At 69.7% G+C, this 12,806-nt stretch carries 10 protein-coding genes; 3 read left to right on the top strand and 7 right to left on the bottom strand.

The window, feature by feature from the left end:
• Positions 1-16: 16 nt before the first annotated feature.
• The 6 genes from G555_RS0113180 to G555_RS0113155 all read right to left on the bottom strand — a co-directional run bounded on the left by G555_RS0113180 (position 17) and on the right by G555_RS0113155 (position 7,768).
• The gene (locus tag G555_RS0113180) at positions 17-832 is read right to left on the bottom strand and encodes a siderophore-interacting protein (RefSeq protein ID WP_028709220.1); all 816 of its coding nucleotides are present in this window, start codon (positions 830-832) and stop codon (positions 17-19) included.
• A 54-nt stretch (positions 833-886) separates the two neighbouring features.
• On the bottom strand, positions 887-1,432 hold the full coding sequence (citX, locus tag G555_RS19995) for a citrate lyase holo-[acyl-carrier protein] synthase (RefSeq protein WP_245581279.1): 546 nt from the start codon (positions 1,430-1,432) through the stop codon (positions 887-889).
• 5 nt (positions 1,433-1,437) lie between these two features.
• Positions 1,438-1,926 (bottom strand): hypothetical protein, encoded by a 489-nt coding sequence (locus tag G555_RS22380; RefSeq protein ID WP_028709219.1) that lies wholly within the window; start codon positions 1,924-1,926, stop codon positions 1,438-1,440.
• Between the two features lie 492 nt (positions 1,927-2,418).
• Entirely contained in the window at positions 2,419-5,067 is a 2,649-nt protein-coding gene (gene ppdK / locus G555_RS0113165) for a pyruvate, phosphate dikinase (protein ID WP_028709218.1), read from the bottom strand.
• Positions 5,068-5,255: 188 nt separating this feature from the next.
• Entirely contained in the window at positions 5,256-6,662 is a 1,407-nt protein-coding gene (locus G555_RS21395; RefSeq protein WP_051209079.1) for a cytidylyltransferase domain-containing protein, read from the bottom strand.
• Between the two features lie 41 nt (positions 6,663-6,703).
• Positions 6,704-7,768 (bottom strand): PseG/SpsG family protein, encoded by a 1,065-nt coding sequence (locus G555_RS0113155; RefSeq protein ID WP_028709217.1) that lies wholly within the window; start codon positions 7,766-7,768, stop codon positions 6,704-6,706.
• A 94-nt stretch (positions 7,769-7,862) separates the two neighbouring features.
• Here G555_RS0113155 and pseB point away from each other — a divergent pair, with 94 nt between their 5' ends.
• The 3 genes from pseB to G555_RS0113140 are packed head-to-tail and all read left to right on the top strand — an operon-like array spanning position 7,863 to position 10,833.
• On the top strand, positions 7,863-8,849 hold the full coding sequence (gene pseB, locus G555_RS0113150) for a UDP-N-acetylglucosamine 4,6-dehydratase (inverting) (protein ID WP_028709216.1): 987 nt from the start codon (positions 7,863-7,865) through the stop codon (positions 8,847-8,849).
• A 1-nt stretch (position 8,850) separates the two neighbouring features.
• Positions 8,851-9,978 (top strand): DegT/DnrJ/EryC1/StrS family aminotransferase, encoded by a 1,128-nt coding sequence (locus G555_RS0113145; RefSeq protein WP_028709215.1) that lies wholly within the window; start codon positions 8,851-8,853, stop codon positions 9,976-9,978.
• Positions 9,979-9,981: 3 nt separating this feature from the next.
• Complete coding sequence (locus tag G555_RS0113140) at positions 9,982-10,833, top strand: hypothetical protein (protein WP_028709214.1); 852 nt, start codon at positions 9,982-9,984, stop codon at positions 10,831-10,833.
• 65 nt (positions 10,834-10,898) lie between these two features.
• On the opposite strand, the gene G555_RS0113135 is transcribed toward G555_RS0113140, so the two are convergent.
• Positions 10,899-12,677, bottom strand: a complete 1,779-nt coding sequence (locus G555_RS0113135) for a hypothetical protein (RefSeq protein ID WP_028709213.1) — start codon at positions 12,675-12,677, stop codon at positions 10,899-10,901.
• Positions 12,678-12,806 lie beyond the last annotated feature (129 nt).

Genomic DNA, 12,806 nt, shown 5'->3' with positions numbered 1-12,806 from the left:
CAGCCGAGGCGTCGCGTTACAGATCGGCTTCGAGGGACGCGTTGAACTCGCGCTTGGTCGCCTGCCACACGTCCTCCGTCTGCCCGGTGCGCCAGTAGCCGGAGATGGACGTCCGCTCCCGCGGCAGCCCGCGCTCGACGAGGAGATGCCTCCGGACAGGACGCATCATGTCGGCGTTGCCGTGGACGAAGGCGTGAACGACCCCGCCGGGCAGGTCGGCCCCCACGATCGTCTCCTCCAGCGACTCGCCGCGATCCCGGTGCACCCAGCAGACCTCGGCCCGCGGGTGCGCCGGGAGCGCGAACTCGTCGCCGGCGTCGCCCACCTCGGCGAAGACCACCGCGCCCACACCCGGATCGAGCCGCTCCAGCGCGGCGGCGATGGCCGGCAGTGCCGACTCGTCACCTGCGAGGATCACGGCGTCGGCCACGGGCGGCGGACCCCACGCGCCGCCGGGCCCGCGGAAGGAGATCTCGTCCCCGGGCCGGGCCCCGGCCGCCCACGGACCCGCGAGCCCGCGCTCTCCGTGGACGACGAAGTCGATCGCCATCCGCCGGGCGCCGCGATCGAAGGAGCGGATGGTGTAGGTCCGCATCACGGGCCACAGCTCGCGGGGATAGGCCTCGCGGACCGCGTCGGGGTCCACGGGCATGCCGTACGGCGCTCCGGGCGGCGGAAAGAGCAGCTTCACGTAGTGATCGGTGAACGGCAGATCGGGAAACTCCGCCAGTTCGGGACCCGTCAGGTTGACGCGTATCAGATCCGAGCTCACCTGCTCGGACCCCTCGACGCTGACTCTCCAGACCCGCGCGTTGCGGCGCTCGTGCTCCATTCCGCGAACAGTACTCGGGTTAGGCAAGCCTTCCCGAAGTGTGAGCGCAGCGGCTCAGCGCAGAACCCCCGTCGTGGCCTCGGCCCGCGCGAGAATCTGGTCGACGGCCTTCAGAAGCGCGTCGTCGGGATGCGCGTCGGTCCGGGTGCAGGTGTCCGCGTCGGTGGTGCACACCAGGCAGCGCCGCGGGCGGATTCCGATCTTGGCCCTGTCGAGCACCAGTCCGTCGGTCGTGATGACGTCCATGTCCCACAGCCGCCCGAGCAGATGGGTGTCCTCCAGTTTCAGCAGGACACGCTTGATCTCCCACGGGCTCGCGTTCACCGCGATCTGCGCCTCGGGCCCGGTCGTGGGACGCTGATCCTCCCACTCGCGCACCATCCAGCCGCGATCACCGAACGCCCGGCGCAACTCCGCCTCGGCAACTCCGAAGACGCGCTCCGTCCAGGACCACCACTTCACAGGACCCGGGCTGACGAGCGTCAGGCACACCACCGGGAGCCCGTGGTCGGCGATCATGCGCCGGCGCGCGGTCTTGCGACGATCCCGCGCCGCGACGATCTGCTCGACCGCCACCGGCCCGCGTTCTTCGGCCCACATCACCTTCACACCCCCATCAGGGACTCGGCGGGCGCTCCTGCCTGCGGCAGGACGACCTCCACGACGTTGATCGGCGGCTCGTCGGCCTGTCCACATTCCAGCCACCGCCGCCAGCCGGGCCCGATCCCGGCCGGGACATACACATGCGTGACTCCGAGCGCCGGCCCGAGCACGCTCCGCAGGCACTTCAACTCGGTCAGCGACGGCATCGCCGCGACGAGGTCGTGCGCCGCGTGGACGCGGATCCGGTCGGCGTGCGGAAGGTGAGCGATCCAGGTCGTGACCTGCTGCACCTCATCGGACCTTGTCACGAAGACATGGACACTGTCGCAGTCGGCGGCGGCGGCCAGGACGAGGGGTGCCGCCCACTCGTCCGCGTCGGGGAGGACGACCACCCCGACGGTGCCCGGTACGGTCCGCTCCGTGGCGACCTCGGTCAGGAACTCCCGCAGTTCCGGTACTTCATGCTCGACGGTCGACATCATCGTCGACATCTCCCTTGCGTAGAACGTGTGCTTCCATCATCACGAAGACCCCCCTCTTCGTGTATCCATCGTATGCGGACGGCGTCTCGCATGCACTACTCGACCCTCAAGAAACATGAGTTTCTTCGTTGATACCGACTAGTCACAATAAGATTCCGCTTGCCCGCAGCAGATCGGTCAAGATTCTAACGATTCCGTAACGCGTCGCGCGTCCCATGAACCATGGACGGACGTGCCTCGCGTAGCTACGCCAAAGCCCACCTCGCTACGCCGAGGTCAGGACGCTACCGGTCCCCCGGTAGCTTCCCGGCCGGAGCGTAGCCACGCGGCGACGCCCTCGTGGCCTCGCTACGCCGAGGTCAGGACGCTACCGGTCCCCCGGTAGCTTCCCGGCCGGAGCGTAGTCACGAGGGCGTCGCCGCCGGGAAAACGGGCCGGCCCGGACCCCGCGAAGGGGACCGGGCCGGTCACATGCCGGGGATCGAGAGATCCGCGACGGGCTTACTTGTTCTTCAGCACCGCCTGGGCCGCCGCGAGACGGGCGATCGGCACACGGTACGGAGAGCAGGACACGTAGTTCAGCCCCGCCTTGTGGAAGAACTCGATCGAGGCCGGGTCGCCGCCGTGCTCGCCGCAGACGCCGGTCTTGAGATCGGGCTTGACCGAACGGCCGCGCTCCACGCCCAGCGACACGAGACCGCCCACGCCGTCCTGGTCGATCGTCTCGAACGGGTTCGCCGCCAGCACCTCGGTGTCGACGTAGTACCCGAGGAAGCCCTGCTCGGCGTCGTCACGGGAGATGCCGATGCCGGTCTGGGTGAGGTCGTTGGTGCCGAAGGAGAAGAAGTCGGCCACCTCGGCGATCTCGTTGGCGCACACGGCCGCGCGCGGCAACTCGATCATCGTGCCGATCGTGTAGTCGAGCCGCTTGCCGGCGAGCTCGAACTCCTCCTCGACCGCCTTCGTCACGATCTCGCGCTGCGTGGAGAGCTCCTGCTGGTACGCCACGAGCGGGATCATGATCTCGACGCCCACCGTCTCGCCCTCACGATCCAGGACCGCGAGCGCCGCCTTGATGATGGCGCGGGCCTGCATCTCGGGGATCGACGGGTACAGCATCGCGAGGCGGCAGCCACGCGTGCCGAGCATCGGGTTCTGCTCATGCAACCGCTTGACCTGCGCGAGCGTCGCCTTCTCGGCCTCGACCTGCTCGGTCGGCGCCCCGGTCAGCTCCAGCTTCTGCACGAGCAGCGACTGGTCGACGAGGTTCGGCAGGAACTCGTGCAGCGGCGGATCGAGCAGCCGGACGGTCACCGGCAGACCCTTCATGGCCGTGAAGATCTGCTCGAAGTCGGCCTGCTGCATCGGCAGGATCTCCTCCAGAGCCGCGGCGCGCTGCTCCTCGTTCTCGGCGAGGATCATCTTGCGGACCGACGGGAGCCGGTCGGCAGCCATGAACATGTGCTCGGTACGGGCCAGGCCGATGCCTTCGGCGCCGAGCTCGCGGGCCTTGGACGCGTCCTCGAAGTTCTCCGCGTTGGCGCGGACGCCGAGGCGGCGGGTCTCGTCGGCCCACTCGACGATGCTCAGGAAGTCCTCGTTGAGATCGGCCGGGACGAGCGTGAGGGCGCCGGCGAACACCTCGCCGGTGCTGCCGTTCAGGGTGATGACGTCGCCGTCGTGGTAGTCCACGCCGTCGATCGTGACCTTCTTGCCCGCCGGGTCGATCTTGATCGCCGTGGCACCGGCCACGCAGGTGATGCCCATGCCGCGTGCGACGACGGCCGCGTGGGACGTCATGCCGCCATGCGCCGTGAGGACGCCCTGGGCGACCATGACGCCGTGGATGTCATCGGGGGTCGTCTCGAAGCGGACGAGGATGATCTTCTCGCCGCGGTTACCGCGCTCGGCGGCCTCGTCGGCCGAGAAGCACACGCCGCCGACGGCCGCGCCCGGGGAGGCCGGGAGACCCTTGACGATCGGCTTCTCAGTGTTGTTGGGGTCGATGCCCGGGTGCAGCAGGGCGTCCAACTGGGCGGGCTCGACGCGCAGCAGCGCCTCGTCCTTGGTGAGAAGCCCCTCGGCCACCATCTCGCGGGCGATCTTCACAGCGGCAGCGGCGGTCCGCTTGCCGTTGCGGGTCTGCAGCATGTAGAGCTTGCCGTCCTCGACGGTGAACTCCATGTCCTGCATGTCGCGGTTGTGCAGTTCGAGCTTCTCCATCGTGTCGAGCAGCTCGTGGAACGCGTCCGGCAGGACCTCTTCCATCTCCGCCAGCGGACGGGGCGTCCGGATGCCGGCGACGACGTCCTCACCCTGCGCGTTGACGAGGAACTCGCCGTAGAGCTCCTTGGTGCCGGTCGCGGGGTTGCGGGAGAAGCAGACGCCGGTCGCGGAGGTGTCGCCGCGGTTGCCGAACACCATCTGCTGCACGTTGACGGCCGTGCCGAGCCGGCGGGAGATGCCGTTCGCCTTGCGGTACACCTCGGCGCGCGGGTTCATCCACGACTTGAAGACGGCGTTGATGGCGCGGATGAGCTGCTCGCGAGGATCGGACGTCCACGCGCCGCCGAGGGCCTCGTTGGACAGCGTCTTGAAGGTCTCGGTGAGCTCCTTCAGGTCGGCGGCCGTCAGGTCGGTGTCCTGCGCGACGCCACGAGCGTTCTTGAGCTCGGTGAGGGCGTCCTCGTACACGTTCGGGGCGACGCCCTCGACGACCTCGCCGTACATCTGGATGAAGCGGCGGTAACAGTCGTAGGCGAAGCGCTCATTGCCCGCGAGCGCGGCGACGGCGGGGACGGATGCGTCGGAGATGCCCAGGTTGAGGATGGTGTCCATCATGCCGGGCATCGAGACGACCGCGCCCGAACGCACCGACACCAGCAACGGCTTGTCGGGATCGCCCAGCTTGAGCCCGGTGCGCTCCTCGAGCCGTGCCAGCGCCGCATCGACCTGCTCGGCCAGTCCCTCGGGCCAGTTGCCGTCGTTCTCCATCGCGGCGACGCACGATTGCGTCGTCACCGTGAAGGCGTCGGGAACCGGAACCCCGATCCGGTTCATCTCCGCGATCCCGGCGCCCTTGCCCCCAAGAGTGCTCTTCAGCGAGATGTCGCCCTCGCTGAGGTCGTAGATGTAGCGGGTATCTGTCATCGAGAAAAACTCCTTCGTCTTCTGGGCATCCCCGAGGCTCCGCCGACCACGCACGTCCGTGGCGTCCGCGATCTGCGGGCACGCGCGACCTACAGCACTCAGGGGTGACTGTCAGACCCAACCGTACCCAATGTCGCGCGCCCGAGACACGGAATGGCCCAACGCCCGAAGCGCGAGAACGGATCTGCTCACCTGTGGACGGCCGCCGCGCGGATGCTCGCATCGAGCTGCGCCACGGTGACCGGGTTGACCACGACCGCATCGACCCACTCCGCGTCGAGCGCGGCGTGCAGCAGCCGCTCGTCGTGCGGTGCGCCGATCACGGCCAGCCGGGTCGCGCCGCGACGCGCGAGCTCCGCGTAGCCGTCCAGGTCGGCCCGGTCGGCGACATCGGCGACGACGAGGTCGACGCCCGGAAGCCGCCCGAGTGCGCCCAGTTCGGCAGGCGACGCGAGCGAGACGCCGATCTTGCCCACCGACTGGTCCGCCCGGTATTCCGCGAGCGTCGCCCAGGCGGTCGCGTCGGCGTCCAGCGCGTTCGCGACGGATCCGAAGACCACCGCCGCCAGCGACCGGCGAGCGAGGTGGGCGAACCCGTTCTCGACCGCCGTGCGCACCTGGTAGTGGAGGGCGCTGCCGGACAGGCCGCCGACCAGCACCGGGAGGCGCAGGATCGTGCGGAGGCGCTGTTGCAGGGCCGGCAGCGTGCCCTGCCGCACGATGTCGACCGTCCCGGGCTCGGCGACGTCGTGTGACAGTCCCCGGTTCACCGCGCTGACGAACACGTCGCGCACGGTCGCGCCGTCACGGCTCGTATCGGCTCCCAGGCGCCCGACGTTGCGGGTCCCGAGCAGCAGGGACGTCGTCCGCGGGCGCAGGCCGGTGACGGGCACCATCGGCCCGGCCGAGTCGACGTCGGCCTTGAGCTTGCCGATCAGGGCGCCCCACGGCACGCCGACCGGGTCGGGCTCGTCGTCGAACAGCCGCGAGATCCGGTAGTAGTCGTTGAGGCAGTCGGTCGTGCAGCGATAGGCGACCGGGTCGCCCGGGTTCTGCGCCGGCACGAACAGCAGCTCGCCGAGTTCGCGCCGCAGCCAGGGCGTGACGTGCTCGCGGTCGTAGGCAGCCGTCGCGCGCTCGGCGGCGATCCGCAGGTCGCGCACGGAGAAGCCTTCCGCGCCCAGCCCCTCCGGCACGCGGTCGATGTCGACCCGGCCGTACGCATTGCCGGACGCGTCCATCGCGTCCAGCAGCTCGTGCACCAGATCCGCGTCGGCGATCGGGTTGTCGCCGGTGAGGCGGACGACCCGGTCGTCGGGGTCGAGGTCGGCGGTCGCCATCACGAAGCGGCCGAGAACGTCGTCCAGCGGACCGCGCACGACCGGGATTCCGACACGCTCCAGATGATCGGCGATCCGGGTGTCGTACGCCTCCACGCTCGTGGCGACGACGACCTCGTCACCGGTGCGGGACGCTCTGCGCGCGACGAGCTCGATGAGCGGCATTCCCGCGATGGACATGAGCGCCTTGCCGGGCAGGCGCGAGGACGACAATCGGGACTGGATCACGACGCGGGTACGGCGACTGGCGGTCATACCCAGCAACGTAGCGTGCCGCGCGCGACTGCGCCCGTCGCTCACCGGCCGGCTGCGAGACGCTCCACCGCGTCGGCGACGCGCACCCGGCCGTCGCCGTCCACCAGCGTGCGCGCCGCGGCGGCCATCTCGGACCGCAGCGGGGCGTCGGTCAGCAGGCCTCGCAGCCGCCCGACGGCCTCGGCCCGGCCGGCCGCGTCGTCACGCAGCTCGGTCAGCCGTCCGACCGGGACGCACACCGGCGTCCCGGCGACGCGCGTCCGTCCTGCCTCCAGATACCCGAACTCCTGGTTCTCGGTGACGCACACCAGGCCAGTCGGCAGTCCGAGGCACAGCAGTTCCCACACGGTGGTGCCGGCCGCGCTCACCGCGGCGTGGCAGGTCACGGCCAGCCCGCCGAGATCGTCCACCGGACCGTGCACGTCCATCGACTGGCCGGCGCCGGTGGGCAGCGCCGCGAGCTCGGCGGCGATCGCCTCGGTGGCCGTGACGGCGACCACCTCGACGGGCACGCCGGTCGCCAGCAGCAGCGGGACGAGCACGCGCGCGCCGCCGTAGGCGTCTGTGCCGCCGAACACCACGAGGACGCGGGGCGTCCCCGATGTGGGCGATGCGACGCCGCGCCGGTCGCGGATCTGGTCGCGCAGCAGGACATAGCCGAGACCGCCCAGGAACTCCGCGGCGGCAGGCAGCTCCGGCAGCCGGACGGCGTTCAGGTTCTGGTCGACGTACAGGTCGGCGCGCTGATGGACCCCGAAACGGCCGTCGACCATCGTCGCGACCGGGATTCCCGCCGCCCTCAGCGCCTCCCCCGTCGCAGCGGGAACGGCGTAGCCGTCGATGATCGCCACGTCGGCGCCGAGGCCCGCCGCCTGCCTCCCGACATCGTGGGGCGGTGCCGGGGCGACGAACCCCAGCCCCCGCGCCGCGAGCTGGCGCAGAGCCCAGGGCACGTCGCTGACACCGAGCAGGGTCACCTCGTGGCCGCGGGCGCGAAGCTCCTCAGCGAGCGCGAGCTGGCGCACGACGTGCCCCACCCCGTTGGCCACAGTGGCGTCGACGCGGATCGCCACGCGCATCGCGGGCCTCGTACGGACACTCGTCACGACGCAGAATGTTAATCTGACCGGCGACGCAGAAGGATCAGCCGGGAGGCTCTGGAGCCCCGACCGGTACGCGAAGACGGAGAAGGGATCGGTCATGAGCCTGCTCACGGGATCGTCGGTGCTTATCACGGGCGGTACGGGTTCGTTCGGAAAGGCGCTGATCAAGCGTCTGCTGACAGACATCAATCCGCGCCGGATCGTGGTGTTCAGCCGGGACGAGCTGAAGCAGTACGAGTGCAGGCAGTTGTTCGACAACGATCCGCGGCTGCGCTGGTTCATCGGCGACATCCGCGACCAGCACCGCTTGATGCGCGCGATGCACGGCGTGGAGTACGTCGTCCACGCGGCTGCGCTGAAGCAGGTGGACACCGCCGAGTACAACCCGTGGGAGTTCGTGAAGACGAACGTCATCGGCTCGCAGAACGTCATCGAGGCGTCCATCGACGTCGGTGTCCAGAAGCTCGTCGCGCTGTCCACCGACAAGGCCTCCAGCCCGATCAACCTGTACGGGGCCACCAAGCTCACCGCCGACAAGCTGTTCATCTCGGGCAACCACTACGCGGCCCGTTACCCGACGCGGTTCTCGGTCGTGCGGTACGGGAACGTGATGGGCTCGCGCGGTTCGGTCATCCCGTTCTTCCGCAAGCTCGCCGCGTCGGGAGAGTCGCTGCCGATCACCGACTTCCGGATGACGCGGTTCTTCATCACCTTGCCGCAGGCGGTCCAGTTCGTGCTCGACTCGTTCGACCGGATGCAGGGCGGCGAGCTGTACGTGCCGCGGATCCCCAGCATGAGGATCGTCGACCTCGCCCAGGCCATCGCGCCGGGCGCGCCGATGCACGAGATCGGCCTCCGGCCGGGCGAGAAGCTGCACGAGGAGATGATCTCGGCCGAGGAGGGACGCCGGACGCTGCTCCTCAGCGACACCCGCTACGTGCTGCAGCCCGACCTCGCCACCTGGGGCTACGAGTCCCCGGCCGAGGGGAAGCAGGTCCCGGCGGGCTTCCACTACACGTCCGACAAGAACGATCAGTGGTTCTCGGGCGAGGAGATCACCCGGATCCTCGAGACCGAGGTCTGACGTGCTCCCCTACGGACGCCAGTCCATCGACGAGGACGACATCGCGGCGGTCGCCGAGGTGCTGCGGAGCGACTGGCTCACCACCGGGCCGGCGGTGAGCCGGTTCGAGGAGGCGTTGCAGGATCGGACCGGCGCGGCGCGCGTGGTCACCGCGACGTCCGGGACCGCTGCGCTGCACATGGCCTACGCCGGAGCGGGTGTCACCCGGGGGTCGCAGGTCGTGACGACCCCGATGACGTTCGTCGCGACGGCGTCGAGCGCGCTCGCTCTCGGGGCCGAGGTCGTCTTCGCCGACATCGACGAGGGCACGGCCAACATCGACCCGGCCGCGGTGTCGGCCGTGGTCACCGACCGCACGCAGGTGGTCGCCGCCGTCGACTTCGCCGGGCAGCCGGCCGAGATGGACGAGATCAACGCGATCGCCCACGGGGTCGGAGCCGTGACGGTGGAGGACGCCGCCCACTCCATCGGCTCGACCGACGACGGGCGTCCCGTGGGGTCGCTGGCCGACCTCACGACGTTCTCGTTCTTCCCCACGAAGAACATGACGACCGCGGAAGGCGGGGCCGTCGCGAGCCTCGACCCGACCGTCGGGCAGCGGGTTCACGAGTTCCATTTCATCGGCCTTGTCCGCGACCGTTCCCGGATGCGGCACCCCGACGAGGGACCGTGGCACCAGGAGGTCCACGAGTGGGGTCTGAACTACCGGCTCTCCGACGTGCATGCCGCGCTGGGACTGAGCCAGTTGCGGCGGCTCGACCGGTTCAAGGCGCGCCGGGCCGACCTCTTCGCCCGCTACCAGGAGGAGTTGTCCGGTATCGACGGCGTCCGCACGCACACCGTGCGCGACGGGGTCGATCCCACCTGGCACCTCTATCCGGTGCGGATCCTCGACGGGCGCCGCCGCGAGGTGTTCGACAAGCTTCGCGCCGCCGGCATCGGCGTGCAGGTCAACTACATTCCCGTGTACTGGCACCCCGTGTTCGAAGACCTGGGCTACCGACGCGGCATGTGTCCCAACGCGGAACGGTTCTACTCCGAGGAGATCTCCCTGCCGATGTTCGCCGACCTCACCGACGACCAGCAGTCCCAGGTGATCGACGCCCTGCGGCACGCGCTTCGGAGCTGACCCGTGCATCACGCGAATCACTTCTACGGTCACGCGCACATCCTGGCCCGCTACGCGGGTCTCTTCGAAGGTGGAGAGGACGTCTGGGGTGACGAGCCCCCGCGTCCGCCTCGAATCGACGGATTCGTGCAGCACGGCTGGAACCTGTGGGACGGCTATGCGGTCGGCACGGCGCTCGTGCCCGGATTCAAGAAGTTCGTGTGGACCAGGGCGGTCGCCCGGCGCGGGCGTGCGCTCGGCCACACCGACCACATCGTCATGGGTGCCCCGTGGGTGTACCTGCAGTCGCTCACCGGCCGTCTCGAGCCGCGCCGGCCGGACAGCAACAGCGTGATCGTCTATCCCTTCCACGGCTGGGAGGAGCAGCGGCTGATGGGCTCGCACGCGGACCTGCTCGCCGACGTCCGCCGGGTGGAGGGCGACGTGCCGATCACCGTGTGCCTGTACTGGGACGAGTACCGGGATCCGGAGATCCGCAAGGCCTACGTCAAGCAGGATGTTCGCGTCATCACCCACGGCACGCGGGGCTTCATGTACAAGGGAACCCAGCCCTGGTTCCTCGACCGGCAGATGACCGAACTCCTCCGCCACGGCCGCGCCGTCAGCAATCGGATGGGATCGGCCCTCCTCTACGCGGCCTCCCTCGGTCTCGATGTCGGCGTCTACGGCGACCCGATGGCGATCGAGAACGACCACGCGGTCCTGGGGGGAATCGAGAAGCAGCGGCGACTGTGGCCCGAGATGGACCAGCCCTTCGTCCCGCCTGCCGACGCACTGCGAATCGCGCAGGAGGAGCTCGGCACCGCAGAGATGCTGAGCCCGGCCGAGATCCGCTACTGGTTCGGATGGGAGTGACACTCCCCCGGTGAACGTGCGACGGCCCCCACATCGACGTGGGGGCCGTGGCGCGTCAGAGAGGGTCAGCCCCTCAGCCTGGCCTTGGCGAACCGGACGATCCGGTCCCATGCGCCCGGCGGCAGGGCGCGTACGACGACGCCCTTTCCTGCCGCGATGACGGCGCGGCCGGGCCAGGTCATCGCACGGGCGATCTTGTACGGGACGGAGCGCTGGATGCTCGCCAGATGACGCCGCTCGGAGTTGAGCTGTTTGTCCTGCCACTTGATGTGCGTGTTGCACCAGCGAAGCTGCTCCTCGTCGCGCACCAGTCGCGCGTTGAGCTTGTGGATCACCGCCTGGCTCTCCAGCCTGCTCCACGAACTGGAGAGGCTCAGCCTCGCCGCACGCCCCGCGTCCAGGCGCCGCTCGAGCTCATCGGCGACGTCGACCTCGACGCCGAGCTGCAGCGTCTCGATGCGGACGCCGAGCTGCACGACCGCACGCAGCAGGTCGTCGGTGAGTTCGACGCCGGCCATGAGGGTCAGGCTCTCCCATGCCGCGTCGAGGCTGATCGACGCGGGCCACGGGTGCGTGGCCCCGGACGTCAGGATCCTGTCGGCGAACTCGCGCAGGCACACCGCCTTGGCGAGGTCCAGGTGCCCGGACTGCCAGCGCCACGTGCTGTCCAGCAGGGACAACGCGCCCTCCTCGTCGCGCACGCAGTTGCTGGGCGCGGCGAAGAAGGCCTGCTCCACGGGAAGCGTGGCCAGCCAGGCGGACCAGACGACCACCTCGTCGCGGAGTCTCTCGAACTCCCCGGTGGCTGCGGCGCGGCGCCACACGGCCTCCAGCGACTCGCTGGCCCGCAACCCGCCCAGGACGGCCGTGCCCTCGCGGATGAGCGGCCCGACCATCGACCTGGTGTCCGAGGCGCCGGTGATCTCACCGACCTCGTCCGCCTGGAGCCGCCACGAACGCTGCCAGGTGCCGGCGAGACGGTCGTCGGGCGCGTAGGCGAGGCGCGGGAGGCGCACGCCGCGTGTCAGCAGCCAGCCGGGGGCCAGCCGGAGCAGGTCTCCGCTGTGCACCACGTCGGGGACGACACCCCAGGGATCCTGGAGGGACAGGGCGTCTGCCTGCTCGTCGGCGAACACGGACGCCGCAGCGAGCGTCAGCAGCCCTGCGAGGTCCGGGTCGGTGGCCGCCGAGCCGGTGATGAACAGCCTGGAGGGAGTGCCCGCGACGAAAGCGACCTCAGCGCCCGGATCGAGGGCGACAGCGGCCTCGTAGGCAAGGCCGCTCTCCGCGTGGTCCCAGACCGACTGGCCCGGCCGGGACACCTGGAGCAGCCGGTCGAGGCCCAGCAGGTTCGTCATCCGCAGCACGAGACGCCCCTTGGCCCCGGCCCAGCCACGCACCCTGTCGACGGTCTCGCGCTCGGGGCGCATGCCCTCGTCGGTGGAGTAGAACACGTCGAACGTGTCCAGGCCCACGACCAGGTCGTAGTCATGCTCCGGCTCGAAGCGGGCGACCGATCCGCACCAGATCTTGGCCCGGGGGTGGATGCCGACCAGCATCGCCGAGTCGAGGCGCGAGCGGACCAGCACGTCGACGTTGGCCCGCGTCGACACCAGCGGCAGGCACCGAGCGGCCTCGGGGCCGATCAGCAGGACCCTCCCCTTCGCTGCGGCGAGCGACGCGCCGAGCACGCTGGCCCAGAGCGCGGAGGGGTCCGGGACGATCGGGACGTCCTCGGGCTCATCGTCATCGTCGTCGTCGGCCTCATCGTCATCGTCATCATCGTCGTCGTCATCCCCAAGGTCTTCTGCCGGGGGTGCCACGAAATCGGACCAAGCGAACATGTCACCGCCGATGATGTGTACTCCTCGCGCTTCGGGGGTCAGCTCCGAAACCATCCTCTATCCCTCGTTTCATGGTCGCCGACGCTCTGGAATCGGCCTACGACAGCTATCCGAGCCTAGACGGACCCA

The organism is Propionicicella superfundia DSM 22317, assembly GCF_000423465.1.
Taxonomy (GTDB): domain Bacteria; phylum Actinomycetota; class Actinomycetes; order Propionibacteriales; family Propionibacteriaceae; genus Propionicicella; species Propionicicella superfundia.
This window is presented reverse-complemented; position numbering and strand designations above follow the sequence as displayed.